This window comes from Flavobacterium pygoscelis (assembly GCF_023162025.1).
Lineage (GTDB): Bacteria > Bacteroidota > Bacteroidia > Flavobacteriales > Flavobacteriaceae > Flavobacterium > Flavobacterium pygoscelis.
Genome location: NZ_JALNUB010000001.1, coordinates 59,840 through 86,741, shown reverse-complemented (window position 1 = coordinate 86,741; position 26,902 = coordinate 59,840). Strand labels below are relative to the sequence as shown.

General features: G+C 32.3%; 23 protein-coding genes and 1 tRNA gene. 19 read left to right on the top strand and 5 right to left on the bottom strand.

Annotated features, from left to right (window positions below; translation table 11 throughout):
• Positions 1-6 precede the first annotated feature (6 nt).
• On the bottom strand, positions 7-618 hold the full coding sequence (locus MW871_RS00375; RefSeq protein WP_188049128.1) for a 50S ribosomal protein L25/general stress protein Ctc: 612 nt from the start codon (positions 616-618) through the stop codon (positions 7-9).
• A 63-nt stretch (positions 619-681) separates the two neighbouring features.
• Positions 682-1,623, bottom strand: coding sequence for a ribose-phosphate pyrophosphokinase (locus MW871_RS00370; RefSeq protein WP_248427196.1), 942 nt, complete (start codon positions 1,621-1,623; stop codon positions 682-684).
• 218 nt (positions 1,624-1,841) lie between these two features.
• Here MW871_RS00370 and MW871_RS00365 point away from each other — a divergent pair.
• Positions 1,842-1,921, top strand: a tRNA-Leu gene (locus MW871_RS00365).
• A 165-nt stretch (positions 1,922-2,086) separates the two neighbouring features.
• Here MW871_RS00365 and MW871_RS00360 read toward each other — a convergent pair.
• Positions 2,087-5,818, bottom strand: coding sequence for an nSTAND3 domain-containing NTPase (locus tag MW871_RS00360; protein ID WP_248427195.1), 3,732 nt, complete (start codon positions 5,816-5,818; stop codon positions 2,087-2,089).
• Between the two features lie 16 nt (positions 5,819-5,834).
• Positions 5,835-6,848 (bottom strand): virulence RhuM family protein, encoded by a 1,014-nt coding sequence (locus MW871_RS00355; protein WP_248427194.1) that lies wholly within the window; start codon positions 6,846-6,848, stop codon positions 5,835-5,837.
• Between the two features lie 808 nt (positions 6,849-7,656).
• On the opposite strand from MW871_RS00355, the gene MW871_RS00350 reads away from it, so the two are divergent.
• Positions 7,657-9,450: a hypothetical protein gene (locus MW871_RS00350; protein ID WP_248427193.1), complete on the top strand. Its 1,794-nt coding sequence runs from the start codon at positions 7,657-7,659 to the stop codon at positions 9,448-9,450.
• A gap of 234 nt (positions 9,451-9,684) precedes the next feature.
• Here MW871_RS00350 and MW871_RS00345 read toward each other — a convergent pair whose 3' ends face one another.
• On the bottom strand, positions 9,685-10,029 hold the full coding sequence (locus MW871_RS00345; protein WP_188049124.1) for a toxin-antitoxin system YwqK family antitoxin: 345 nt from the start codon (positions 10,027-10,029) through the stop codon (positions 9,685-9,687).
• A gap of 463 nt (positions 10,030-10,492) precedes the next feature.
• Here MW871_RS00345 and MW871_RS00340 point away from each other — a divergent pair, with 463 nt between their 5' ends.
• The 17 genes from MW871_RS00340 (at position 10,493) to MW871_RS00260 (ending at position 26,769) form a co-directional block, all read left to right on the top strand.
• A complete protein-coding gene (locus MW871_RS00340) occupies positions 10,493-11,065 on the top strand; it encodes a hypothetical protein (protein WP_248427192.1) in 573 nt (190 codons plus the stop codon).
• Between the two features lie 185 nt (positions 11,066-11,250).
• Positions 11,251-12,996: an aspartate--tRNA ligase gene (gene aspS, locus MW871_RS00335; RefSeq protein WP_188049122.1), complete on the top strand. Its 1,746-nt coding sequence runs from the start codon at positions 11,251-11,253 to the stop codon at positions 12,994-12,996.
• A gap of 132 nt (positions 12,997-13,128) precedes the next feature.
• On the top strand, positions 13,129-13,323 hold the full coding sequence (locus MW871_RS00330; RefSeq protein WP_007137066.1) for a cold-shock protein: 195 nt from the start codon (positions 13,129-13,131) through the stop codon (positions 13,321-13,323).
• Positions 13,324-13,563: 240 nt separating this feature from the next.
• Positions 13,564-13,929 carry an NADH-quinone oxidoreductase subunit A gene (locus MW871_RS00325; RefSeq protein ID WP_188049121.1) on the top strand — a complete coding sequence of 122 codons (366 nt, stop codon included), beginning with the start codon at positions 13,564-13,566 and terminating at the stop codon, positions 13,927-13,929.
• Between the two features lie 97 nt (positions 13,930-14,026).
• Entirely contained in the window at positions 14,027-14,575 is a 549-nt protein-coding gene (locus tag MW871_RS00320; protein WP_188049120.1) for an NADH-quinone oxidoreductase subunit B, read from the top strand.
• A gap of 3 nt (positions 14,576-14,578) precedes the next feature.
• Complete coding sequence (locus MW871_RS00315; protein WP_248427191.1) at positions 14,579-15,100, top strand: NADH-quinone oxidoreductase subunit C; 522 nt, start codon at positions 14,579-14,581, stop codon at positions 15,098-15,100.
• A 31-nt stretch (positions 15,101-15,131) separates the two neighbouring features.
• Entirely contained in the window at positions 15,132-16,370 is a 1,239-nt protein-coding gene (locus MW871_RS00310; RefSeq protein ID WP_188049118.1) for an NADH-quinone oxidoreductase subunit D, read from the top strand.
• An 80-nt stretch (positions 16,371-16,450) separates the two neighbouring features.
• Positions 16,451-16,981, top strand: coding sequence for a complex I 24 kDa subunit family protein (locus MW871_RS00305; protein ID WP_248427190.1), 531 nt, complete (start codon positions 16,451-16,453; stop codon positions 16,979-16,981).
• 1 nt (position 16,982) lies between these two features.
• Positions 16,983-18,350, top strand: a complete 1,368-nt coding sequence (gene nuoF / locus MW871_RS00300; protein WP_188049116.1) for an NADH-quinone oxidoreductase subunit NuoF — start codon at positions 16,983-16,985, stop codon at positions 18,348-18,350.
• 81 nt (positions 18,351-18,431) lie between these two features.
• Complete coding sequence (locus tag MW871_RS00295) at positions 18,432-19,481, top strand: NADH-quinone oxidoreductase subunit G (RefSeq protein WP_188049115.1); 1,050 nt, start codon at positions 18,432-18,434, stop codon at positions 19,479-19,481.
• Positions 19,474-20,526: an NADH-quinone oxidoreductase subunit NuoH gene (gene nuoH / locus MW871_RS00290; RefSeq protein WP_188049114.1), complete on the top strand. Its 1,053-nt coding sequence runs from the start codon at positions 19,474-19,476 to the stop codon at positions 20,524-20,526. The genes MW871_RS00295 and nuoH overlap by 8 nt, the downstream gene beginning before the upstream one ends.
• A gap of 110 nt (positions 20,527-20,636) precedes the next feature.
• Positions 20,637-21,182 carry a NuoI/complex I 23 kDa subunit family protein gene (locus MW871_RS00285; RefSeq protein WP_210644940.1) on the top strand — a complete coding sequence of 182 codons (546 nt, stop codon included), beginning with the start codon at positions 20,637-20,639 and terminating at the stop codon, positions 21,180-21,182.
• Positions 21,182-21,721 carry an NADH-quinone oxidoreductase subunit J family protein gene (locus MW871_RS00280; RefSeq protein ID WP_188049112.1) on the top strand — a complete coding sequence of 180 codons (540 nt, stop codon included), beginning with the start codon at positions 21,182-21,184 and terminating at the stop codon, positions 21,719-21,721. Before MW871_RS00285 ends, MW871_RS00280 begins: the two co-directional genes overlap by 1 nt.
• A 1-nt stretch (position 21,722) precedes the next feature.
• Positions 21,723-22,043, top strand: a complete 321-nt coding sequence (gene nuoK / locus MW871_RS00275) for an NADH-quinone oxidoreductase subunit NuoK (RefSeq protein ID WP_188049111.1) — start codon at positions 21,723-21,725, stop codon at positions 22,041-22,043.
• Between the two features lie 6 nt (positions 22,044-22,049).
• Positions 22,050-23,936 (top strand): NADH-quinone oxidoreductase subunit L, encoded by a 1,887-nt coding sequence (gene nuoL, locus MW871_RS00270; RefSeq protein ID WP_248427189.1) that lies wholly within the window; start codon positions 22,050-22,052, stop codon positions 23,934-23,936.
• A gap of 8 nt (positions 23,937-23,944) precedes the next feature.
• The gene (locus tag MW871_RS00265; protein WP_248427188.1) at positions 23,945-25,387 is read left to right on the top strand and encodes a complex I subunit 4 family protein; all 1,443 of its coding nucleotides are present in this window, start codon (positions 23,945-23,947) and stop codon (positions 25,385-25,387) included.
• An 11-nt stretch (positions 25,388-25,398) separates the two neighbouring features.
• On the top strand, positions 25,399-26,769 hold the full coding sequence (locus MW871_RS00260) for an NADH-quinone oxidoreductase subunit N (RefSeq protein WP_210644935.1): 1,371 nt from the start codon (positions 25,399-25,401) through the stop codon (positions 26,767-26,769).
• The last annotated feature ends 133 nt before the right edge of the window (positions 26,770-26,902 follow it).

The window sequence follows — 26,902 nt, the reverse complement described above, 5'->3', positions numbered from 1 at the left end:
AAAGTATTATTTTTTCTTTCCTTTTGCAGGAGCTTTTGCTGCTTTTGCTGCTTCTTGAGCCGCTTTCATAGCAGCACGAGAAATCTTCACTTGACAGATAACAGTGTTGTCTGGGTGCATGATTTTGTAGTCTGGAGAAGCTACTTTAGTAACATATAATTTGTTACCCATGTCTAATGGAGTAATATCAGCTTCGATAAAATCAGGAAGATTTTTCGGTAATGCTTTTACTTTAAGTTTACGTGTGTTTAAACGTAAATCTCCACCTGCCATAACTCCTTTTGATTTTCCAACAATTTTCACAGGAACTTCCATAGTGATTTCTTTGTCGTCAAATAATTGGAAAAAGTCAATGTGTAAAATTTTGTCAGATACTGGGTGAACCTGAATGTCTTGTAATACTGCATTGAATGATTTTCCGTTTCCAAGATCGATCTCAACTGTGTGAGCGTTTGGGGTGTAAACCAAGCTTCTGAAAGCCATAACTTCTGCTGAGAAGTGAACTGCCTGATTTCCTCCGTATAAAACGCAAGGAACCAATCCAGCATTACGTAAGGCTTTAGTTGCTACTTTACCTACGCTTTCTCTTTCTGATCCTTTAATTGTAATCGATTTCATTGTAAATTTATTATAGTTATTAATTAAACTCTTGATTAAATCCCTAGTAGGGATTAGGTAGCTTTACATTATAAACTTTCCGCTGATAGAGTTGTTATGGTGTACCATATGCATTACTTCAGCAAAAAGAGTTGCGCAGCTCAATACTCTTATTTTTTTTGATTCTTTCTTTAACGGGATAGAATCGGTAACAATTAATTCTAATAATTTAGAATTTTCTATTTTCTCGTAAGCATCTCCTGATAAAATTGCATGAGTACAAATTGCTCTTACGCTCAAGGCTCCTTTTTCGATCATTAAATCTGCGGCTTTTGCCAAAGTTCCTCCGGTATCAATCATGTCATCTACTAAAATCACATTTTTACCTTTTACTTCACCAATTAATTCCATGGTGTCGATGATGTTGGCTTCTTTTCTTTGTTTGTAACAAATAACTACGTCTGAATCTAAAAATTTAGAGTAGGCATAAGCTCTCTTAGAACCACCCATATCTGGAGAAGCAATCGTAAGATTGTCTAATCCTAAACTTTTTACATATGGTAAAAAGATAGTAGAGGCAAAAAGATGGTCAACTGGTTTTTCAAAGAAACCTTGAATTTGGTCTGCATGCAGATCCATAGTCATTACTCTTGTTGCGCCTGCAGCATCTAATAAATTAGCTACTAATTTTGCTCCTATCGGAACTCTAGGCTTGTCTTTTCTGTCTTGTCTAGCCCAACCAAAATAAGGGATAACGGCTGTTATATGTCTAGCTGATGCGCGTTTGGCAGCATCAATCATTAATAACAATTCCATTAAATTATCTGCAGATGGGAAGGTCGAACAAACGATAAAAACCCTTAATCCTCTGATAGATTCCTCATAAGAAGGTTGAAATTCACCGTCGCTGTATTTTGACATTGTGATTTTTCCTAAAGGAATTCCGTACTCTTTCGCTATTTTTTCAGCTAGATAAACACTTTGTGAACAAGCAAAAATTTTAGCTTCTGGTTCTAGGTGTGACATTTAATTTGTTGTTTTGTAGTTAGTTGTGAGTTGCGTTTTTAACGAGGTGCAAATTTAGAAAATTTATTTGACTGTGAAAGGAAAATTTTAAGTATTTTTAGTTGAAGATTTGATATTATTTTTTACATTTGCACCGTGTTAAAGGAATTATTGTTGATTTCGATCAGGATAATAATTTTATTGCGTTGAGATAACTGTTGTTATTTCATGTCTGCTAAGCCCGGATGGCGGAATTGGTAGACGCGCTGGTCTCAAACACCTGTGGGAAACCGTGCCGGTTCGACTCCGGCTCCGGGTACTTAAAAACCTCTTAATCGTATGATTAAGAGGTTTTTTGCTTTTTAGGGGTGGCCAAAAGGGTGGCCAAATTTTTAATTTAGTTGTTATGACTTAAATTTAAAAAGGATAAAAGATTTAGATTTTAATTTTTATGATTGATTTTTTTAATTGAAACTAAAATATTTTAGTAGCGTTTTAAAAAACGTCTTTTCCTTTCAATATCTCCTCTTTCTCGACAATAATCAATATTATCAGAAATAAATTTTTTAATTGGAATGAGTTTTATGCCAATATCGGATTTCTCTACAATTGAAAGGATGTTTTTCCATTCTGCCATTTCAATGTCATTAATTATGGCGTCCCCGGAATAGACACCTCCATTTCCTCTCCAATGTATTTGTGAAAAAACATTCTTATTTTGATTTAATGACAAAAAAAGTAATAAAATATCATCAAACAAATCTCTCATCGAATGTCTCGTTATGTCTACAATAGCATTCATTTTATGAGAATCCAAATAGTTTTCTTTGCAATAATTTAGAATAAAAATTTTTGCTCTTTTTCTACTTTCTTCTTTAATATTATTAAAAAACGAATTGCAAAAATGTTCTGAAATATCAATGTACAGTTCGTTTTCAATGACTAAATCGAAAACACTTTTTAGTACTGTTTCAATATTTTCTATTTGCCATATGATTTCTAATTCTTTATGTTTTTCCAAGGAATTATAATCGTCTTTTGTGGAATACAAATTGTTTACATATTCTAAAAGAAAGCTTGAATCTTGGCGCAAAATATTAAGAAATGCTTTTTTCCCAAAGTCAAAATAATTGTCAATTTTATCTTGTTGTAAATAGGCTTTTTTAATTAATTCGAAATCATTTCCTAATAATTCTAATGATGAACTAAAAACTTCACTCCAAATTTGTATACGTGTTTCTTCTTTCTCATTTTTAATTGTGATAATTTTTAATAGTATTTCAAATAAATTTGATTCTATCTTTAAAAACTTCTTCAAATCATCAAAGTAAATTGTTTGGGTATCTTTTAGATTACTTACAGTTTTTATTAATGCTTCAACATAGTTACTATCTATTAAAGAAACTTCTAAAAAATAATAGAATAGAAGTTCCCAATTCGCTTTTTGATTGAATTCGTGTTTTTGCAAAATCTGCCATAAACTTTCTACTTTTTCCGTTGTTTTTAAATTGTTTATGAAAACAAGTCTAGGTGAATAATTTATATTATTGTTGTTTTCGATTATGATATTTAAAAATTGGCAGCCTAAGTCAAAATCTTTAGTACAATTTTCATCAATTATATAATCTAAAGTTTCATTGTAATTATATTCGCGTATAGCAACTCTTTTTAGATATGTAAAAGTTTTATAAAATATATTTATCTCTGTTACGTTCTGAAATAGAAAGGAACTGCGTATTTGCGTCTCTCTTAATTTCTCCTGCTCTCTAAAGTTCAATTGCTTATTAATCGTTTTGTCTCTAAATATATTCATATCAAATTTTAGAAACGTTTCGTATGTTGGATTTGTAAACTTTGTAATTAATGAAGGAAATGAAGAATGAGAAATTGAATTACGTTTGTACTCTCTTATTTGGTCTTGAATATATTTACAATGTTCGAATGAAGTTGGACTTAGATGAATTTCTATGATATTAATTACATAATTAACATCAAATTCCATTAGCTCTTTTGAAGAATCTATGCGTACACCAGAATAATGTTGTAATACCTCTAATGATTTAAATGGGTATTTTTCGAAATTGTTTTTTAAAGCGTTCCAAACATCTTTTCTAAAATCTTGTATTACTTGAACATTTGGAATTGGATAATCATAAAATGAAATGGCATTTTTTCTTGCTCCTTTGGTATTCTGAAATTTATATCCCAAAAATGTTTTTGATAATTCATAAAAAGAGATAGAATAGATAGGGATGCCTTTATTTAATCCATGTATTAAAGTTCTAAACAAGATGTTTTGTCTGGTAAATCCGTGTCTTTCATCTTCAACATCAAAGACTAATCTTTCTTTCAATTTATGAATTAATTCTGGTAGATGTTCTGGTTTCTTCAATGTGTACTCAAAAGCTATTTCTAAAAAGTCTTTTAATTTATCTGAACTTCTAAAAAACTCACCGAGTAATTCGATAACTTCATTTTTATTATATGCAAACGCATTTTTTTTATATGTTACCTCATATTTTTTTACGATGCCAATATAAGGTAATGATTCAATAATCGTATAAATAAATTCCAAGCTTTCGTTTCGCAGGTAAAACCAAAACATTGATAAAAATTTAAACCCACAATTTTGATCAGACTTTATTAGTGCCCAATGATTTTTCAAATGAGGTTGTAATTTTTGCATAACGTTTTGATAGCCGTATGTATTATTGGCAGGAATTACGGAATCTTTGAAACAGTAAGTATTACTATCAAAATAGTATTTCAATAGTGTTTCAAAAGAAAGTAAATCTTGTTTTACAAATGTTTTATAGAAAAAATAAGTTGAAAGGTTTTGCTCTGGAATTTTAACGTGCTCAAATTGAATTTCTACTAATTCCAATTTGTCAAGTTTATCTATTACATCAATAAATATGGAGTAATCAATTCCGAAATTATTAAGGATAGAAGTTGTAATTTCTTTATTTTTATATGGGATAGTGTGAAAGAAGGCAATTAATCCAAGACATTTTATATTCAAGTCGTTTGTGAACTCTCCGTTATCTTTGACGAAAGTAGAAAAATAATTTTCAAACAAATCTGAAACGTCGTGCAAAGCATAAATGTCTTGTTTTTCTTTTGCTAGTAAAGAAGTCATAATAGCAATTCGAGGATTTCCATCTGCAATTCGAACAATTTCTTTGTGATAATTTGAATTAAGTATCTCAAATGGTTTTTCTTTTATGATATCGGTAATTTTTTCGTCCGAAAATTTTAATAAGTCTATATGTTTTGGTTGAAATTCTTGGCAAAGAATTCTTAGATTCTCGAAAGCGTAATCTCTAACTGTCATTATAATTTTAAGATTTCCTTTTCTTGATGATTTGTAAAATCCTATAATTTGATTAAAAGCATCTATTCTATTTGCATCATCAACAAAAAGTATATAATCCTTTTCTAGATTAAAATATTGGTATAAATCATCTAGTAATTCGTGATTTTTATAAGAAACACAATAGGCTTCAAATGATAAATTTATAGAAAGAAAATTTCTTATTCCTTCAAGTGCTAATTTGGTTTTTCCTACTCCTGGTGATCCAGTTAAAATAATTAAATCACTATAAAGAATTTCTTCAGTAAGTTGTTTTAATTCATTTTCTCTATGTAAAAATGTATTGTTTAAAGGTGTTGCAATTCCATTTGACGTTTTATTATATTCCTCAATAAACCTTCCGATAGAAACAATTTGGCCAGTGTCTAATGGAAGTCCTAAATATTGGGATGTTAAATTTCGATGATTTAGATGGAGTTCGAGAGCCAAAGAATCAAGGGTATAAATCGTAAGGCTTATTGTTGTATTGGAAAGAAGATTTTCTAATGCGTGAATTTTCTCTGTTGTTAGATTAAAATTGATGCATAGAATTATTTCATCTATTTGATTAATAGTAATTCCAGTTTTATTGGAATCAATACATTTATTTATATCGTCCTTTAATTTTGATAATCCTGCGGATATATTCGTAGAATATTCAACAAAAATATAATTTCCGTTTGGAAGAAGTAAAAACGTATCAGGAGTTCCTTTTGTTGTTTTTTGCTTTCCGCTTTGACTTCCTGTTCTAGAAAATGCTCTGTAATTATTAATTTTCAAAATAAGAAAACTATCACATAATTCTTGAAACACTGTTTCATTTATTGCTGCCAATCTATTTTCTATTGTTTGAAGTCTACTCATATTACCTAAATAACGGTTAATTCTTTTTATCCAAACCTTTGATTACTTTATCAAAATCGGAATTTATTTTTTGTGTCTTATTAAAACTATCGTATTCGTTAGATGCTTTAATAACGGCTTGTTGATGTGAAATTGTTCCTAAACCTTCTAGAACTTTATACTCATTAAAACTAAGAAATTTGTTTACGCTTTCTACCAAAGCTTCCATTGTAAAAGTGTTTCTGCGTTCAATAAGGTTTTCGATGTAATCAAAATAACCAGAAACGGTGCGTTCCAATTGTTTGATTTCTTTTTCTTCGAGATAGTTTTTGGCTATTCCTGTGTCTAATTTTAAAATTCTTCCGTCTGGTGCATTCTTGAAAGTTGTCAATCCCATTTGTGGTTTTGTTCTATCGGCTTTCAAATAAATAATTTCGGCCGCTGTTTTTCCTGTAATTGCAAAGTGAAATTTGTTTTGAACGGTAGCATAAAAGTTTTTGGTTACTTCAGCTTTTGGATTGTAATCAATACTGCATTCTGCAAAAATATCTGTGATTTGTTGGTATATTCTACGTTCGCTTGAACGGATGGAACGAATTCTATCTAATAACTCTCTGAAATAATCTTTACCAAATGTGGTTGTACCTTGTTTTAGGCGCTCATCATCCATAGCAAAACCTTTGATGATGTACTCTTTAAGGGTAGTGGTTGCCCAAATACGGAACTGGGTTGCTTTATTGGAATTTACACGGTAGCCAACAGAAATAATTACGTCTAAATTGTAGTATTCTAAATTTCGGGTTACTTCTCTTTCGCCTTCTTTTTGAACTGTTCGGAATTTCCGAACAGTTGCTTCTTTTTCCAATTCCCCACTTTCAAAAATATTGGTAAGATGTTCACTAATCGTGGATTTAGTTACTCCAAAAACATCTGCTATTTTTTGTTGAGTAAGCCAAATAGTTTCATCTTGAATGTAAGCTTCTACTTTAATAGAGCCGTTTGGAACAGTATATAAAATAAAATGATTGTTATTTGGTATTAATTCACTCACGTTAATATGTTTTAAATTTCCTTGCTTTGAGCTATTATTAAAGCTTCTAATTTTAGAAGCTTAATAAGATATGTAAAAATAAGGAATTATTGTTAAATTGGAGCTATAGTCAATAACTTATAAGTGGGATAAAATTGCTTTAAATCTTCGATAAAAAGATTCGACAACTCAATGGTAAAGGTCACTTAAAAACCTATTAATCGATTGATTAAGAGGTTTTTTAACTTTTAGTGATAATTAAAAGAGAGGGCGCGTTTTATAATTGTTTATCATGTTTTTTTAATCTATTTTACTGTTTTTCCTTGACCTTTTACTTTGTTCTAAGTGCTCCCCATTTGTGAGAACAAGGAAATTATTGACAAGTTTTTTTAATTAGAAACTCTATATAGCTGTTTTCAAATTTTGACTAACCATACGCTTGGAAAAAGCAATTTTTATTTTCAACTTTTTATAAAACATTTTTTATGTATTATAAAGGAGTTAGAATCCTTTGAGATGATTTAGTTTATACTAAATAGCTATAAAACGGGAAAAGCTCCTACTAGTATAAAACACTTTTTTCAATCATATTCCTATTGTAATTATTAGGTGTTTTCAGGGAATTTTGTTTCTATTTAACAACTTATAAGTAGGTGACGATTTCTTGAAATCTTCGTCGTAAAGTTTTGGATGCTAATTGTAAAGCATACAAAACGCCTTTAATTAAAAAATAAATTTTTGGTTTCTACTTTTGTAAATTATGATTAAAAGGTTTTTTAATTGTATTGTCTAGCTATATTATTTAATTAGTTTTACCAAAAAAAATCAGATGAAAGCCAAGTTTTTAATGTTGTTACTGTTGTGTTCTGCATTTATACAAGCTCAAAAAATAAGATGGGACAATGTAAACGTAAGAAGAGAAGTGGCTCCCTCTTTATTTCTAAAAGAAAGTCCTCTTAATGTGGCACTTATTTGCACTACTTTCGATTCGGGATTATCATCCGATCCTACGATGCGTTATCAGGTTTTTGAAAATGCAATATTATATAACGACTTTATTTATAATAATTTTGGCTTACCAGAGATAGTAGCTCTTCTAGAATATAAATTTGCACCTGCAACTGTGCACCTGGTAAAACAAGACTTAAAGTATAAGGTAGCAGTTGTCTCCCACTTGTATGCCAATTTAATATTGATTGACCGTTCAAAAGGTTTTTTTGATGAACAGGAAGTTCGTTTAGGAGAAATTGATCTTGTTCATCCAATAGCTAATATAAAAGGGTTTAATTCTAATTTAGGATTTTTAGACTATCCAAATAACTTGAATACCACTCTGGTAATTGATGATTTAACTGAATTTGAAGCGAATCAATATAAAAACAAGACCAATCCTTCGTTACCTAGAAGTGGAGAAGAAAAGAGTGTAAATGAAATTCAGTTATTGAAATTGAAAATGAAAGTTGGTAGTATTCTTAGAGGTAAATTTTTGCCTACTGCCAGGTATCAACAGCGATCTTTTAATTATTTAAAGGAAGATAAAGACTTTAAAAGTGACAATTTTGATAAAGCATTACAATTAGTTAAATCAGGGGTTGATCCCGTAAATGAATCTAAAGTTCGGGAAGCAATTAGCATTTGGCAAACTGAAGCGGATGCTATTACTAATCTTGACGATAAAAAAACTAAAAAGTATTACATCGCACTACAAGAAAATATTTTACAAGGTTATAATGTCATTAGAGATTTTCAAAATACAGATGAATTGGCAAGCAAACTCAAATCCATTGATTCTAATAATGAGATTGCCAATGCGTTGATTTCAAATAAAAAAAATGCCGCTTTACCGCAGCCGCCTCAAAAAGAAATTGTATTTGCTCCTGTTCCTGCGCGATTTGACAGGTCTGATGTAAAACGTTTTTTAGACAAAAAATCGGGGAAGATAAATGCAATTGTCAGATTACAGCCGGATAAGTATGAAGGAAAATTGGGAGATATGAATACATATAAAGCCGCTTCGGAAGTATTTAGAAAATCACAAGTTAATTCTACAAGTTTTAATGCAATTTTGTCTTTGTTCTTGCAAATAGCAGAATATGAGCGAACTGGTGTTAATTATGATCAGGTAAAAGAGGTAAAAGAAGTCTTAAAGAGTTATAATGCGTTTTGTTTGCAGCTAGCAAAAGAAAGAAAAGCATTTGATGCTACTTATGATTTTAAAAATCAGGCTGCTTCTTATATGGAGAAATTACGTTTGCACCTATTAAGTCTTCATAAAAAAGAAGAGTTTACGGTGTTTGATGATGCCTTATCTACTGCAATAACGGCTACTATTGCACATACAAAACCCGAAAACCAACAAATAGCAAGAGATATAATAGATCTAAACACGGCAGTAACGCTCAAAGCAAATGCAACTGCAGATCCAGTAAAGAACCAAGTCATTATCGATCGATTAATTGATAATGTGACAGCTTTTTTTGCTAAAAAAGTCCCTAATCAGCAATACGAAGTGTTTTTTGAGTTTGATAATTCAGCTAAATTACTGAAACAAAATAAGAGTATTAGCGCTGTAGAATTAGGCAATTTCTCCAGTATACTTTGTGTTTTATATTTCTATTTATAAGCGAGATTTCTAATTAGTAGTTGTGTCTTTTTTTGATATTTTGCTATCAATTAGTAACAGTCAAAAGGGATTTGTAAATAGTGTGCGTTTGATCAAAATAGGAACGAGTTTTTACTATCGATAGTTTATGTGTTGTGAGTGCATCTAGTAGTTAAATGGTTTTTTTTAAATAGATTTAGCAAAAAAAAAGTCTCCGAATTAACGAAGACTTTTGGTTGGTTTTATAAAATGGTGTTAGTTGTTTGCGAGTGCGTCTTTTTTCCACGTTTTTACAGCGGCAATTCTACTGTTTGAATAATCTACTTCGTGTAATATGTCATTATTCCAGAAAAACCATTTTCCTGTTTTCTCTCCGTTTTTGTATGTGGCAACAGCCGTTTTAGTGCCATTTTTAGAATAAGAAGTCCACGTTCCGTCTAATTTTCCATCCTTAAAAAAGCCTTCTTGTTTTACTTGGCCATTTTCAAAGTAATAAGTTGTTTTTACTAAATCACCTACTGCTTCTAATTTAGGATTGTTATCTTGAGCAAAAGAAATTCCTGAAATGAGTAATGCGGTCAATAATATATATTTTTTCATATTAAATAGTTTTTAAATTGATGATTGCTTAACAAATCTATAAAAGATTTTACAATAAAAAAACTTTAACTTAACAATTTGTTAACATTGAGTGAAAACTTAACATTGGAATTAATTTTAGCATGTGTGAGAATATTTTAAATCGCTTATTTTAAATTCATAATTGCAGGTCTAGCTGAGCTCTTTTTTACTTGTAAAAAGGATTTAATACTTACTAGAGTTTCACTATAAATTGATGTTGTAATACCTGTAATCACTGTAATGTAAAGCTATAAACTTAAATAATAGATTAATTTTTGAGTCTTATTATGGGATTTCTTTTAACAATAAATTCTGGCGTTTTATTATCGGAAATAGATGATAATATTAATTCTGGCAATAACTTTAACAAATTAATAATCTTATAATTTAAGCGTCAGATTTTTTTTATTTAGTTTTGAAACTCACTAATAATTAATGAATTATGAATATCAAATATATTTTTTTTGGAATTTTACTGTTTGCTGTACTTTCTTGTAAAAATCAGGATACTACTGAAAAGCAAATTAGTACTATGACCGAAATTGAGGAAGTGAGTGCAAAAGGAATTCGTAAAGGTGCTATTGAGGTTTTTGTGGAAAATGAAAAAATAGTTTGTAATAATGTGAATAGTGAAATGGGCGTGATTTATTACGATCATACTGCAGTACCGGATAATAATGGAGTTAATTATCAAATTGGAGGTTTTTCTGATGATGGTGCAGTTGTAGGTATGACATTAACCACTAATAAAGTTGGAGTTTACAAATTCTCTCGAATTGATGGTTACATGTATAGCGTCGATATAAATACAAGATCTTCAGAGGGGAATAAAAAAGCGATGGTAGTTTCGAGTGATGTGGGAACAATGACGATTACTAAAAGTGATAAAGATTTTATATCAGGTCATTTTTCTGGCAGAGGACTTAAAATGGATGATCCAGAAAGTTTGAAACTTGTTCCGGTAAATATTAAAGGAAAATTTACAGATATCCCTCTTTTTAAATTGGCTGAATAATCGTTCTGACTTAGACTATAAACCTTTAATTATTAAAATGATATTGCAATAAATAGTAAAGTATTTATAAGTAGTAATCTTAATTATATTTGTGATTATTCAGTGGTTTATCAAGAAGGTTTTAATTGATAGTTTAAAAGGCACTAATTTAAAAGAAAACACTATTTTTGCAAAAATTTTTAGCCATGTATAGAAGTCATTCCTGCGGAGAACTTACCGCCAAAAACATATCTCAAGAGGTTACACTTGCCGGTTGGGTTCAAAAATCGCGTGATAAAGGATTTATGAATTGGGTCGATTTGCGTGACCGTTATGGAATTACCCAATTAATTTTTGACGAAGGTCGTTCTAATAAAGAGGTTTTTGAATTGGCAAAAACATTGGGTCGTGAGTTCGTTATCCAAGTAAAAGGAACTGTTATTGAGCGGGAAGCCAAAAACAAAAATATGACTACGGGTGATATTGAAATTTTAGTAACTGAATTAAATATTCTTAATGCCTCTCTTACACCGCCTTTTACTATTGAAGATGAAACGGATGGCGGAGAAGACATCAGAATGAAATACCGTTACTTGGATATTAGAAGAAATCCTGTAAAAAATAGCCTTCTTTTTCGTCATAAAGTAGCAATGGAAGTGCGTAAGTATCTTTCAGATTTAGATTTTTGCGAAGTTGAAACTCCTTATTTAATCAAATCTACTCCAGAAGGAGCAAGGGATTTTGTGGTTCCATCAAGGATGAATGAAGGGCAATTTTACGCTTTACCACAATCACCACAAACCTTCAAGCAATTATTGATGGTAGGTGGAATGGATAAATATTTTCAAATCGTAAAGTGTTTTCGTGATGAAGATTTAAGAGCAGACAGACAGCCTGAGTTTACACAAATTGATTGTGAAATGGCATTCGTTGAGCAAGAAGATATTTTAAATATTTTTGAAGGCTTAACCCGTCATTTATTGAAAGAAATAAAAGGAATAGAAGTAGATAAGTTTCCTAGAATGACATACGATCATGCCATGAAAACCTATGGAAATGATAAGCCAGACATTCGTTTCGGAATGGAATTTGGTGAATTGAATGAATTTGCACAACACAAAGAATTTCCGGTATTCAACGCAGCAGAATTGGTTGTTGGTATAGCAGTTCCTGGAGCAGGAAGTTATACCCGTAAAGAAATTGACGCTTTAATCGACTGGGTAAAACGTCCGCAAGTTGGTGCATCGGGAATGGTTTATGTAAAATGTAATGAAGATGGAACGTATAAATCTTCTGTAGATAAATTTTACGATCAAAATGATTTAACAAATTGGGCAAAAACAACAGGAGCTAAACCTGGCGATATGATTATTGTGCTTTCTGGTCCAGCTGATAAAACAAGAACACAACTTAGTGCTTTGCGTATGGAAGTTGCCACTCGTTTGGGTTTAAGAAATCCAGCTGAATTTGCACCATTATGGGTTGTTGATTTCCCTTTATTAGAGTTTGATGAAGAAAGTGGTCGTTATCATGCCATGCATCATCCATTTACTTCTCCTAAACCAGAGGATATGCATTTATTAGAAACGGATCCAGGAAAAGTTCGTGCTAATGCCTATGATATGGTTTTAAATGGAAACGAAATTGGTGGAGGTTCTATTCGTATCCATGATAAAGCTACCCAACAATTAATGTTTAAATATTTAGGTTTTACCGAAGAGGAAGCCAAAGCACAATTCGGATTTTTAATGGATGCTTTTCAGTTTGGAGCACCGCCACACGGGGGATTAGCATTCGGATTGGATCGTTTGGTTGCTATTTTAGGTGGTCAAGAAACCATTCGTGATTTTATAGCTTTTCCAAAAAATAATTCAGGAAGAGATGTAATGATCGACGCTCCTTCAAAAATTGATGAGTCACAGTTAAAAGAATTGCATATCAAATTAGTTTAGTTGTTGTTTGTCGATAAAATTTGTTAGAATGCATTGAAAATCAATATTTTTACAAAATAAAAAGGCTATATGGTATTTCGTATTATATTAAATATTACATTTGCCTCATTATAAATTATTATTACAATTACAATGCGTACAGGTACAGTTAAATTTTTCAATGAATCTAAAGGTTACGGATTCATTACAGACGAAGAAACAGGAAAAGACATTTTTGTTCATGCATCAGGAATCAACGCGGAAGAATTGCGCGAAGGTGATAGAGTAAGCTACGAAGAAGAAGAAGGAAGAAAAGGGAAAGTTGCAGCGAAAGTTGCAGTTATCTAATCAAAAAATTTATTTTTTGATAAAACATAAAAACGTTTCGATTTATTTCGAAGCGTTTTTTTTTGCGTTTAATTTAAATTTTCATTTTTTTTAAATTAGAAAACATTGCCTCTTATTTATAATCAATAAAAATTAGTCGGTTATTGTATTTTGGCCTTAACTAATACTTGTTTTTGGCTTGTGTTTTAAATAGTTGAAACCTATCTTTGTTGCTTATTTTTATTCAAAAAAACATACAATATGCAATCGGATCAAATAAATTATATCCCAATTTTAATGCAGTTTATTTTGGCTGTAGGGTTTGTTGTTGGTACTATATTGGTTTCAGGGAAGTTAGGGCCTAAGCGCTCTTCTGAAATTAAAGACAAAAATTTCGAATGCGGTATTGAATCCGTTGGAAATGCTAGAATTCCATTCTCTGTAAAATATTTTCTTGTTGCTATTTTGTTCGTTTTGTTTGATATCGAAGTGATTTTTCTTTATCCTTGGGCAATCAACTTCAAGGAGTTAGGCATGGAAGGTATGGTAAAAATGATAATTTTTATGATGTTGCTTTTGGTTGGTTTTTTCTACATAATCAAAAAGAAAGCACTCGAGTGGGAATAATTTAGCACTTCTTGAGTAAGTGTTTAAAATGAGAAATATTTGATTATTAATTCCGAATATGAAATTCGGATGTCTAATATCTGAAATCCAATATATAATGAGCAATTCTAAAGTAAATATGGTTGAGCCACCAGAAGGTGTTGTTGGTGAAGGTTTCTTCGCTACAAAACTAAATGATGTGGTTGGTATGGCTCGCGCTAATTCATTATGGCCGTTGCCTTTTGCAACTTCATGTTGTGGAATCGAATTTATGGCAACTATGGCTTCGCATTACGATTTAGCACGTTTTGGTTCTGAGCGTGTGAGTTTTTCTCCACGTCAAGCCGATATGCTTATGGTAATGGGGACAATTTCAAAAAAAATGGCTCCAATTTTACGTCAAGTATATGAACAAATGGCAGAGCCAAGATGGGTTATTGCTGTGGGAGCTTGTGCTAGTTCAGGCGGAATCTTTGATACCTATTCTGTTTTGCAAGGAATCGACAAAGTAATTCCTGTAGATGTGTATGTTTCAGGATGTCCTCCAAGACCAGAACAAATTGTAGATGGTGTTATGAAATTACAAGAATTAGTAAAAAGCGAATCTGTAAGAAGAAGAAGCTCTCCTGAGTATCAACAATTGTTGGCTTCTTATAATATTAAATAAATAATGGCTTTAGAAACGATACAAATTCAAGAGAAACTAAACCAAATATTTGGAGGAAATGTTTCTAATTACAATCAAGAAAAAGATATTTTTTCATTTGAAGTAACAGCAGATACGATTACTTCCGTAATTCTTTTTTTGAAAAATGATCCAGAACTTCGTTTTCATTTCTTAACCGATTTGTGTGGTGTTCATTATCCAGATAACGAGGTAAACAGACAATTTGTTGTTGTATATCATTTGCACAACTGGTATGAAAACAAACGTATAAAAATCAAAGCTTTTATTAGTGGAGAAAATCCTCAAATTAACACGATATCAAATATTTTTTTAAGCTCCAATTGGATGGAAAGAGAAACATTTGATTTTTACGGTATTCATTTTATTGGACATCCACAATTGAAACGTATTTTGAATATGGATGAAATGATTTCTTTTCCGATGCGAAAAGAGTTTCCAATGGAAGATAGCGGAAGAACTGATAAAGATGACCGTTTCTTTGGAAGAACAACAGACAATTACTAAACAAACTATTATAATTTTTCACATTAAATAAATGTCAGAACTATTATTACCCCCAGAGCATCGTTATGCTAAAAGAATAAAAGAGCAACAAAATGAGGATGGAAGCGAGCTTTCGATTCTGAATTTGGGGCCAACTCACCCAGCAACACACGGAATTTTCCAAAATATTTTGTTGATGGATGGTGAGCGTATTCTTGAGGCTGAACCAACTATTGGTTACATTCACAGAGCGTTTGAGAAAATTGCTGAAAATCGTCCTTTTTATCAAGTAACACCTCTTACCGATAGGATGAACTATTGTTCTTCTCCTATTAATAATATGGGATGGTGGATGACATTAGAAAAATTATTAGATATTGAAGTTCCTAAAAGAGCACAATATTTAAGGGTAATTGTAATGGAATTAGCAAGAATTGCAGATCATATTATTTGTAATTCAATCCTGGGTGTCGATACTGGTGCGTACACTGGATTTTTATATGTTTTCCAATTTAGAGAAAAGATTTACGAAATCTACGAAGAAATTTGTGGAGCGCGTTTGACCACAAATATGGGAAGAATTGGTGGTTTCGAAAGAGATTGGTCGCCAGAAGCATTTAAGAAACTTGATATTTTTTTAGCAGAATTTCCTGCTGCTTGGCAAGAATTTGAAAACTTATTTGTTAGAAATAGAATTTTTATTGACAGAACTGTAAACGTGGGTGCCATTAGTGCTGAAAAAGCAATGGCTTATGGATTTACGGGTCCAAATTTACGTGGTTCTGGTGTTGATTATGATGTTCGTGTAGCTCAACCTTATTCTTCTTATGAAGATTTTGATTTCATAGTTCCTGTTGGGAAATCTGGTGATACTTATGACCGTTTTTGTGTTCGTAACGCAGAAGTTTGGGAGAGTTTAAGTATTATCCGTCAAGCATTAGATAAAATGCCAGAAGGAAATGATTTTCATGCTGACGTTCCAGATTATTATCTTCCTCCAAAAGAAGATGTGTACACAAGTATGGAATCTTTAATTTATCACTTCAAAATTGTAATGGGCGAAGTTCCTGTTCCAGTTGCTGAAATATACCATCCTGTTGAAGGGGGTAATGGTGAATTAGGTTTTTATTTAGTAACTGATGGAAGTCGTACCGCTTACAGGTTACATTTCCGTAGACCTTGCTTTATATACTATCAAGCTTATCCTGAAATGATCAAAGGTGCTTTGCTTTCTGATGCAATAGTTATTTTGTCAAGTTTGAATGTAATAGCAGGAGAATTAGACGCTTAAAAGATTTTTGATTGCTTCGCCAGTTCGCCTTTCAGGCTCGGGTGTTGAATAACGATTTTTGATTCAGATTTAAAAAGAAAATGGAAAGAACACATTACAAACAGGAAATAAATATGACCGAAACATTGATGAATCGAATCAATGAATTAATCAGTCATTATCCTGAAGATAAAAGAAAATCAGCTTTATTACCGGTTTTGCATGAAGTTCAAGATGCACACGATAATTGGTTGAGTATTGAATTAATGAACAAAGTAGCCGAAATTATTCAAATTAAACCAATTGAGGTTTATGAGGTAGTTTCGTTTTATACGATGTACAATCAAAAACCAGTTGGGAAATATATGTTCGAATTCTGTACAACATCACCTTGTTGTTTGAATGGAGTAGAGGATTTAATGGATTACACCTGTGAAAAACTAGGAGTAAATCCTGGTGAGACAACAGCTGATGGAAATTTTACAGTAGTAGGTGTTCAATGTTTAGGAGCATGTGGTTATGCTCCAATGATGCAGTTAGGCGATTTTTATAAAGAGAATTTGAACGAGGAAAAAATTGACCAATTAATTGCTGATTGCAAAAACGATAAAATAATAGTACACGATAAATAATATGTCACAAAAAATATTATTAGATAAAATAAACGTTCCGGGTATAAAAACCTATGATGTTTACCGTGCAAACGGAGGGTATGCTTCGGTAGAAAAGGCGTTAAAAACCTTAACACCTGACGAAGTGGTTGAAGAAGTGAAAACTTCTGGATTACGTGGTCGTGGTGGTGCTGGATTTCCTGCTGGAATGAAGTGGAGTTTTATTGATAAAAAATCAGGAAAACCAAGACATTTAGTTTGTAATGCTGATGAATCTGAGCCGGGAACTTTCAAGGATCGCTATTTGATGGAATTTATTCCTCATTTATTGATTGAAGGTATGATTACTTCGAGCTATGCATTAGGAGCAAACCTATCGTATATCTACATTCGTGGAGAGTACATGTGGGTTTATAAAATACTAGAAAAAGCCATTAACGAAGCTAAAGCTGCTGGATTCTTGGGTAAAAACATATTAGGCTCAGGATACGATTTAGAACTTTATGTTCATTGTGGAGCTGGAGCCTATATTTGTGGTGAAGAAACTGCCTTAATAGAATCATTAGAAGGAAAAAGAGGAAATCCTCGTATCAAGCCACCATTTCCTGCTATTTCGGGTCTTTGGGCTAATCCTACTGTTGTAAATAACGTAGAAACTATTGCTACGGTACCTTGGATTATCAATAATTCAGGTGCAGATTATGCAAAAATTGGTATTGGTCGTTCTACGGGAACCAAATTAATTTCAGCTTCAGGACATGTTAAAAATCCTGGCGTTTACGAAATTGAATTGGGTTTAAGTGTTTATGAGTTCATGAATTCTGATGAATATTTAGGCGGAATGAGTTCTGATAGACCTCTAAAAGCTTTCGTGCCAGGAGGAAGTTCTGTTCCTGTGTTACCTGCTAATTTAATTTATAAAACGGCAAACGGTGAAGATCGTTTGATGACTTATGAGTCGTTGAGTGACGGAGGTTTTGCGACAGGTTCTATGTTAGGTTCAGGAGGTTTTATCGTTTACAACGATACTGCTTGCATTGTGCGTAATACATGGAATTTTTCTCGTTTTTACCACCATGAAAGTTGTGGTCAATGTTCTCCTTGCCGTGAAGGTACAGGATGGATGGAAAAAGTATTGCATAGAATTGAGAACGGTCACGGACGTGAAGAAGATATCGAATTGCTTTTGAGTATTCAAAGTAAAATTGAAGGAAATACAATTTGTCCTTTAGGTGATGCAGCGGCTTGGCCAGTAGCGGCAGCGATTCGTCATTTTAGAGAGGAGTTCGAATATCACATTCGTTTCCCAGAAAAGATAAAAAATAGAGATCACTTTGTTGCGGAACCTTTTTCTACGGTTAAGCATTTAATGGGTATTCAAACAGTTTAAATTAGTTTCAAGTTTTAAGATTTTTGGTTTTATCCTAGAAGATAAATATTTAAATCTTAAACTAAAAAAACAAAAAGATAAATGAAAGTAACAATAGACGGACAGTCGATAGAAGTAGAACCAGGAACAACAATCCTGCAAGCGGCACGTATGATAGGTGGAGAAGTAGTTCCGCCCGCAATGTGCTATTATTCTAAACTAAAAGGGAGCGGTGGTAAATGCCGTTGTTGTTTGGTAGAAGTTGCTAAAGGAAGCGAAGCTGATCCAAGACCAATGCCAAAATTAATGGCCTCTTGTGTTACCGGTTGTATGGACGGTATGGAAGTAAATAGCAAATCTTCTGAAAGAGTTCAAGAAGCTAGAAAATCAGTAACAGAGTTTTTATTAATAAATCACCCATTAGATTGTCCTGTATGCGACCAAGCTGGTGAATGTGATTTGCAAAATTTAAGCTTCGAACACGGGAAATCAGAAAGCCGTTTCATAGAAGAAAAAAGAACATTTGAACCAGAAAATATTGGTGAAAATATTCAACTGCACATGAATCGTTGTATTCTTTGTTATCGTTGTGTAATGGTTGCAGATCAACTGACTGATGATCGTGTACACGGAGTTATGGATAGAGGAGATCATTCTAATATTTCAACTTGTATTTCAAAAGCAATTGACAATGAGTTTTCTGGAAACATGATTGATGTGTGTCCGGTAGGAGCGTTGACCGATAAAACCTTTAGATTCAAATCTAGAGTTTGGTTCAACAAACCTTATAACGCACACAGAGATTGTGATAAATGTTGTGGAAAAACTACTGTTTGGATGTTTGGTGACGAAATACAACGTGTAACGGGTAGAAAAGATGAGTTTCATGAAGTAGAAGAATTTATTTGTAACGGTTGCCGTTTTGATCATAAAGATGTTGCAGATTGGACTATAGAAGGACCAAGAGAATTTGAAAAAGATTCGGTTATCAATCAAAATAACTATACTAGAAAGTTAGAGAAAGTTGAGATTGCTACTGAAGAAAATATATTACTAGGTAGAGAAGAAGACCGTAAAAAAATAAGTATGGCCGAAATTCCATTGACTGAAGAGGATATTATTAATCAGAAAAGTTTAGGCAATAATGGATAGTACTATTATTATAGAAAAAAGTGTCATAATTGTTGCGGTTTTTGCTTTAACAATGTTAATGGCGATGTATTCTACATGGGCAGAACGTAAGGTTGCTGCTTGGCTTCAGGATCGTGTTGGTCCTAATAGAGCCGGCCCTTTTGGATTGTTTCAGCCACTTGCTGATGGTTTAAAATTATTCTCAAAAGAAGAATTTGAACCTAATACACCTAACAGATTTTTGTTTTTTGTAGGTCCAGCAATTGCTATGAGTACCGCTTTGATGACCAGTGCTGTTATTCCATGGGGAGATAAATTGCATTTGTTTGGAAGAGATATTTTATTACAAGCTACGGATTTGAATATTGGTTTGTTGTATTTTTTCGGAGTAGTATCTGTAGGAGTATATGGTATAATGATTGGAGGTTGGGCTTCTAATAATAAGTTCTCATTGATGGGTGCAGTTCGTGCTGCATCTCAAATGGTTTCTTATGAAGTTGCTATGGGACTTTCGATGATTGCTTTATTGATGATGACAGGAACCTTAAGTTTAAGAGAAATTTCGGCACAACAAGCTGGGATGAATTGGAATGTTTTTTATCAACCATTGTCTTTTGTGATCTTTTTAATATGTGCTTTTGCTGAGGCAAATAGAACTCCTTTTGACTTAGCGGAATGCGAAAGTGAATTAATTGGTGGGTATCATACAGAATATTCTTCTATGAAAATGGGATTTTATTTATTTGCTGAATATGCTAATATGTTTATCTCATCCACTATTTTAGCTGTTTTATTTTTTGGAGGATATAATTATCCCGGAATGAGTTGGGCAGTTGAAAATTGGGGTGTAAATATTGCCAATGTTTTAGGATTTGGTGCTTTGTTTATCAAATTATGCGGATTTATATTTTTCTTTATGTGGGTTCGTTGGACTATTCCAAGATTCAGATACGATCAGCTAATGCATTTGGGTTGGAGAATATTAATTCCGTTGTCTATCATTAATATTATGATAGTTGGAGTTGTAATTTTGAGAGCAGAAATTTTTGCATATTTAGGATTTTAAGTAGTACCGAAAAGCCCTAGCCCTGATAGTAGTGAAAATCCTTTTTTTTCGCGGAGCGAATAAAAAGATTGCAACGAATAGCAGGAATAAGCTTCAAATAAAAATAAAAAATGTCAATAGAAAGTATATCCTTATCGGGAAGAAAAAAACTAGTCTCTAACAAGGAGATGAATTTTTGGGAGAGAATGTATCTTATTGCAATTGTCAAAGGCTTGATAATTACAATTCAGCATTTATTCAGAAGAAAAGTAACGATTCAGTACCCAGAGCAAGTGCGAACTATGAGCCCTGTTTATCGCGGACAACATCAATTAAAGAGAGATGAGCAAGGTCGTGAGAATTGTACAGCTTGTGGATTATGTGCTTTATCATGTCCTGCAGAAGCGATCACCATGAAGGCAGCTGAACGTCGCGCTGATGAAAAACATTTGTACAGAGAAGAAAAATATGCAGAGATTTATGAAATAAACATGTTGCGTTGTATCTTTTGTGGTTTGTGTGAAGAAGCTTGTCCAAAAGATGCTATTTATTTGACTACTTCTAAAGTACTAGTTCCTTCTAGTTATGAAAGAGAAGATTTTATTTATGGAAAAGATAAATTGGTCATGCCATTAGATATTGCAATGAAAAATGCTCAATTAAAAAACGTTAAGTAATGATTCATATACCCGATTTTGCGAATGCAACTGCCGTTCAAATTATATTCTGCATTTTAGCATTTATAACATTATTAACAGCTTTCCTGACCATTTATAGTAGAAATCCAATACATAGTGCTATCTATTTAGTAATTTGTTTTTTCTCTATTGCAGGTCATTATTTATTGCTGAATGCTCAATTTTTAGCAATTGTTCACATTATTGTTTACTCCGGTGCGATAATGATTTTGTTTTTATTCACGATAATGTTAATGAATTTAAATGAGCAAAAAGAAGTGCACAAACCTAGAATTACAAGATTAGGTGCGATTGTTTCATTTTGTTTGATATGCTTGGTTTTGATAGCTATTTTTATTAATTCTAAACCTATTGTTGGTGAATATACTGCTACTGGTGAAGATTATCAATCTATTAAAGTATTAGGAAAAATACTGTTGAATGAATATATGGTTCCTTTTGAATTTGCTTCTATTTTACTTTTAGTTGCGATGATTGGTGCTGTGTTATTGTCTAAAAAAGAAAAAATAGAAAAGTAATATGAACAATATTTTAAATCAAATAGGTATTGAAAACTATATTTTCCTAAGTGTCATACTTTTTAGTATTGGTGTGTTTGGAGTTTTATATAGACGAAATGCCATTATCGTATTTATGTCAATTGAAATTATGTTGAACGCAGTGAATCTTTTGTTCGTCGCTTTTTCTACCTACCATCAAGATGCTGAGGGACAAGTTTTTGTTTTCTTCTCTATGGCGGTTGCAGCAGCAGAAGTTGCGGTGGGATTGGCTATTCTAGTTTCTATTTTTAGAAACTTAGGTTCTATTACAATTGATAATTTAAAAAACTTAAAAGGATAAACTATAATGAATACGAATTTAGCTTTACTCTTATTATTAGCTCCTTTTTTAGGGTTTTTAATTAATGTTTTCTTCGGTAAAAGTTTAGGAAAAACGGTATCTGGAATAATTGGTACACTTGCTGTTTCGGTTTCTTTTGCGGTAACACTTTATTTTTTCAGTCAAATATCAGCTTCTAAGCAAGCGATCCAAATTCAATTATTTGATTGGATTCAAATCAGTAATTTTAAAGTTGATTTTGGTTTTTTATTAGACCAGTTATCTGTTTTATGGTTGCTATTTGTTACAGGAATAGGATCTTTGATACATTTATATTCGATCAGTTACATGCACGATGATGAAAAGGTGCATAGTTTTTTTGCCTATTTAAATCTGTTTGTTTTCTTCATGATTACCCTTGTAATTGGAAGCAACTTATTAGTAATGTTCATTGGTTGGGAAGGTGTAGGTCTTTGTTCTTACTTATTGATTGGGTTTTGGTATAAAAACCAAGACTTTAATGATGCGGCTAAGAAAGCTTTTATCATGAACAGAATTGGAGATTTAGGATTGTTGGTTGGTATTTTTATTGTGGGTATGTTGTTTAATACGTTAGATTTTACCGCATTAAAAACAATCTTTCTTACGGGAGGTTTAGAAGATAAAGTGACCATGATTTCTGTTGCGGCTTTTGCTTTATTTATTGGAGCTTGTGGTAAATCAGCTCAAATACCATTGTACACTTGGTTGCCTGATGCAATGGCTGGTCCAACACCAGTTTCAGCATTAATACATGCTGCGACAATGGTAACCGCTGGTATCTTTATGATTACTAGAATGAATTTCTTATTTGATATTACTCCAGATGTTCAAGCCATAATTGCTGTAGTTGGTGCAGTTACTGCATTATTTGCTGCAACTATAGGACTTGTTCAAAATGATATCAAAAAAGTTTTAGCTTATTCTACGGTTTCTCAATTAGGATTGATGTTCTTGGCTTTAGGTTTAGGTGCTTATGAAGTGGCTGTTTTTCACGTAATCACACACGCTTTCTTTAAAGCTTGTTTGTTCTTGGGTTCTGGTTCTGTAATTCACGCTTTAGGAGGAGAACAAGATATGCGTAATATGGGTGGTTTGAAAAAAGCGATGCCTATTACTTTCGTGACGATGTTAATTGCTTCTTTAGCTATTTCTGGAGTTCCATTATTTTCAGGTTTTTTCTCTAAAGATGAAATTTTATTAGTGGCTTTCCATCATAATATTCCTCTTTGGGTTATTGGTTCGGTAGCCTCTATCATGACTGCTTTCTATATGTTCAGATTAATGTTTTTAACTTTCTTCAAAGAATTTAGAGGTACAGTAGAGCAAAAACATCATTTGCATGAAAGTCCGTCTTTAATCACTATTCCTTTAATTGTTTTAGCAATTTTTGCAACTGTAGGTGGTTTGATTAGTTTACCTGGAAATAGTTGGTTGAATGAATATTTAATTCCTATTTTGCCAAAATTAGCTAATGCTGAACACCATTTAGGAAATACGGAATATATGTTAATGGCTATCGCAGTTATTGGTGGTATAGTAGGTATAGGTTTAGCTTATGCAAAATATATTAAACAAAATAGTGTGCCATCAACTGATGCTGCAATAACTGGTTTTTCTAAAGTGCTTTACAATAAGTATTATATTGACGAAATTTACGATGCCATTATTGTTAAGCCAATAAATGTTTTATCGGTTTTCTTTAGAGACACGGTAGAAACAAGTTTATCTGCTTTAGTTTTTGGATTTGGAAAAGTTACTAACGAAATAAGTTATCAAGGGAAGAAACTACAAACCGGAAGTATTGGTCTGTATCTTTTTGCCTTTGTAATTGGGCTTTGTGCCATTGTTTCCTATTTATTTTTAGCTCAATAATATATACTATGAATGTATCTCTAATATTAATTATACTTTTTGTCGGTGCCTTAGTGACATTTCTCTCAGGCGATAAACTAGCTTCTAAAGTAGCGTTGTTCTTTGGATTGGCTGCTGCAGGTTGCTCAATTGTATTATTAAACCATTTTAATTTAGGTGAAAATATTAGTTTCATCTCTCAATGGATCTCTAAACCGAATGTTTCTTTTGCTTTAAAAGCTGATGGACTTTCCTTAGCAATGGTTTTGTTAACCACTATTTTAACCGCAATTATTACTTTTTCTTCTTTTGGTAATGAATATAAAAATGCAAAATCATTTTATGCGTTAATCCTATTCATGTCTTTTGCCATGGTGGGAACTTTTTTAGCAAGTGATGGTTTGTTGTATTATATATTCTGGGAGTTATCTCTTATTCCTATTTATTTCATTGCTTTAGTTTGGGGTAATGGAGATGTAGAAGAACGTAGGAAAGCAGTTGTAAAATTCTTTATTTACACTCTTGCAGGTTCTTTATTTATGTTGGTTGCTTTTGTTTATTTATATCAAAAAGCAGGAAGCTTCTTAATTGAAGATTTATATAAAGTAAACTTATCTGCTACTGAACAATTATGGATCTTTTTAGCTTTCTTTTTAGCGTATGCAATTAAAATTCCTTTGATTCCCTTTCATACTTGGCAAGCTAATGTGTATCAAAAAGCACCAACAGTTGGAACTATGCTTTTGTCTGGGATTATGCTTAAAATGGGATTGTACAGTATCATTCGTTGGCAATTGCCTTTAGCTCCAGTAGCAGCGCATGAATACAAGTATATTTTTATTGCCATCGGATTAGCAGGAGTTATTTACGGTTCTATAGTAGCATTAAGACAAAGAGATTTAAAAAAATTACTAGCCTATTCCTCTCTAGCTCACGTTGGGTTGATTGCTGCCGGGACTTATACACTTACTCTTGATGGATTGCGTGGGGCTGTTCTGCAAATGATTGCGCACGGTTTTGTAGTTGTTGGTTTGTTTTATGTTGCTGAAATTATTTTCCGTAGATATGAAACTAGAGTAATTGCTGAAATGGGTGGTATTCGTTCACAGACACCAAGATTTACCTCAATGTTTTTAATTTTAGTAATGGCCTCTATTTCATTGCCAGCTACTTTTAACTTTGTTGGTGAGTTCACTGTTTTATATAGTTTATCTCAAATCAATATTTGGTATGCTGTTTTAGGAGGAACTACCATTATTTTGGGAGCTTATTATATGCTGCGAATGTTTCAACATGCTATGTTGGGGGAAACGAATTCCAAAGTTTTTGCAGATGTAACGATTAATGAAGGGATAACATTGGTAGTAATAATTGCCGTTTTGTTGTTTTTCGGTATGTTTCCAAAACCAATATTAGATTTGATCACACCAAGTCTTGAAGAAATTTTAAATCAAATTAATAGAATCAACTAGTCAGATAAAAAATGAATACATTAATAGCTATAATAGGATTAGGTGTTTTATGCCTTTTATTTGAAATTTTTAATTTTACAAAAGCCATAGTGCCCATAACAATCGTTGGATTGTTAGCCGTTCTAGGCTTAACAATTTCCGAATATAATTCAACAGAAAGTTATTATAACAATATGATTGTTGTAAGTAAGTTTTCTACAACATTTTCGTCTTTGTTTATCGTACTTACTATTTTCTTAGTGGGTTTAAGTCATAACTTTTATGAAAAACACCAATCAAAGATTTCGGATTATATTGCAATAAAAATATTTTTACTTGCTGGTTCAGTAGCTATGGTTTCATTTGGAAACTTAGCAATGTTCTTTTTAGGAATAGAAGTTTTATCAATTGCACTTTATGTTCTTGCAGCAAGTGACCGTTTAAATTTAAAAAGTAACGAAGCTGGAATGAAATATTTCTTAATGGGATCTTTTGCCTCTGGTATTATTCTTTTTGGGATCTGTATGATTTATGGTGCTATGGGAAGTTTTGACGTAAGTGATATCAGTGCGATGTCGCAATCTGCAGAATTACCAATTTGGTTTCCTATCGGAATTGTTTTAGTTACAATTGGAATGCTATTTAAGATTGCAGCTGTACCTTTTCATTTCTGGGCTCCGGATGTTTATGAAGGTTCTCCAACGATGACTACTGCTTTAATGAGTACTTTGGCAAAAGTAGTCGCTATGGCAACATTGTACAAATTGCTTTCTGTTATGAATGCTGATATTTCTGAGTCTTTCAAAATTGTTGTAGTTGTTATTTCTATGGCTTCGATGACAATAGGAAATATTATGGCATTGCGTCAAAATAATGTAAAAAGAATGCTTGCCTTTTCTGGTATTTCGCATGCTGGTTTTATGTTGATGACCTTACTAAGTTTGTCTACTTCTGCGGGAAGTTTATTATACTATGCTTCGGCTTATGCACTTGCTGGTATAGCTGCTTTTAGTGTGATTATATATGTTTGTAAAAACAGAGACAATGAAGACATTGTTAATTTTCATGGATTAGGAAAAAACAATCCTTTGTTAGCAGCTGTTTTAACGGCATCTTTACTTTCTATGGCTGGTATTCCAATATTCGCAGGATTCTTTGCTAAACTGGTGTTATTTAGTCAAACAATCGAGTCTGGGTATTTAGTTTTAGTTATCGTTGCCGTTGTTAATTCAATTATAAGTGTGGGGTATTATTTCAAACTAATTTTAGCGATGTACACTAAAGAACCAAACGAAGAAAAGAAAGCAACACCATTCGTTATTTATGCAGTTGCAGTTGTTGCCATTGTTTTAAATATAGCTTTAGGATTGTTTCCTTCTTTGGTATTGGATTTATTGCCTTAAATTTATTTTCTTCCTAATATTAAAAACCATCAAGTATATTCTTGATGGTTTTTTTATTTACACTTTTCAGTAAATTGAACGGCACTTTTCTTTTTGCAATCCAGATAAATATGATATTGGTTATTGTAATAGC

Coding starts and splice junctions, on each gene's coding strand:
- MW871_RS00325 (WP_188049121.1), top strand. CDS start 13,564: ATGCAATCGGATCAAATAAATTATATCCCAATTTTAATGCAGTTTATT.
- MW871_RS00295 (WP_188049115.1), top strand. CDS start 18,432: ATGAAAGTAACAATAGACGGACAGTCGATAGAAGTAGAACCAGGAACA.
- MW871_RS00360 (WP_248427195.1), bottom strand. CDS start 5,818: ATGAGTAGACTTCAAACAATAGAAAATAGATTGGCAGCAATAAATGAA.
- MW871_RS00265 (WP_248427188.1), top strand. CDS start 23,945: ATGAATGTATCTCTAATATTAATTATACTTTTTGTCGGTGCCTTAGTG.
- MW871_RS00320 (WP_188049120.1), top strand. CDS start 14,027: ATGAGCAATTCTAAAGTAAATATGGTTGAGCCACCAGAAGGTGTTGTT.
- MW871_RS00260 (WP_210644935.1), top strand. CDS start 25,399: ATGAATACATTAATAGCTATAATAGGATTAGGTGTTTTATGCCTTTTA.
- nuoK (WP_188049111.1), top strand. CDS start 21,723: ATGAACAATATTTTAAATCAAATAGGTATTGAAAACTATATTTTCCTA.
- nuoF (WP_188049116.1), top strand. CDS start 16,983: ATGTCACAAAAAATATTATTAGATAAAATAAACGTTCCGGGTATAAAA.
- MW871_RS00370 (WP_248427196.1), bottom strand. CDS start 1,623: ATGTCACACCTAGAACCAGAAGCTAAAATTTTTGCTTGTTCACAAAGT.
- aspS (WP_188049122.1), top strand. CDS start 11,251: ATGTATAGAAGTCATTCCTGCGGAGAACTTACCGCCAAAAACATATCT.
- MW871_RS00375 (WP_188049128.1), bottom strand. CDS start 618: ATGAAATCGATTACAATTAAAGGATCAGAAAGAGAAAGCGTAGGTAAA.
- nuoH (WP_188049114.1), top strand. CDS start 19,474: ATGGATAGTACTATTATTATAGAAAAAAGTGTCATAATTGTTGCGGTT.
- MW871_RS00330 (WP_007137066.1), top strand. CDS start 13,129: ATGCGTACAGGTACAGTTAAATTTTTCAATGAATCTAAAGGTTACGGA.
- MW871_RS00345 (WP_188049124.1), bottom strand. CDS start 10,029: ATGAAAAAATATATATTATTGACCGCATTACTCATTTCAGGAATTTCT.
- MW871_RS00305 (WP_248427190.1), top strand. CDS start 16,451: ATGGAAAGAACACATTACAAACAGGAAATAAATATGACCGAAACATTG.
- MW871_RS00315 (WP_248427191.1), top strand. CDS start 14,579: ATGGCTTTAGAAACGATACAAATTCAAGAGAAACTAAACCAAATATTT.
- MW871_RS00280 (WP_188049112.1), top strand. CDS start 21,182: ATGATTCATATACCCGATTTTGCGAATGCAACTGCCGTTCAAATTATA.
- MW871_RS00350 (WP_248427193.1), top strand. CDS start 7,657: ATGAAAGCCAAGTTTTTAATGTTGTTACTGTTGTGTTCTGCATTTATA.
- MW871_RS00340 (WP_248427192.1), top strand. CDS start 10,493: ATGAATATCAAATATATTTTTTTTGGAATTTTACTGTTTGCTGTACTT.
- nuoL (WP_248427189.1), top strand. CDS start 22,050: ATGAATACGAATTTAGCTTTACTCTTATTATTAGCTCCTTTTTTAGGG.
- MW871_RS00310 (WP_188049118.1), top strand. CDS start 15,132: ATGTCAGAACTATTATTACCCCCAGAGCATCGTTATGCTAAAAGAATA.
- MW871_RS00285 (WP_210644940.1), top strand. CDS start 20,637: ATGTCAATAGAAAGTATATCCTTATCGGGAAGAAAAAAACTAGTCTCT.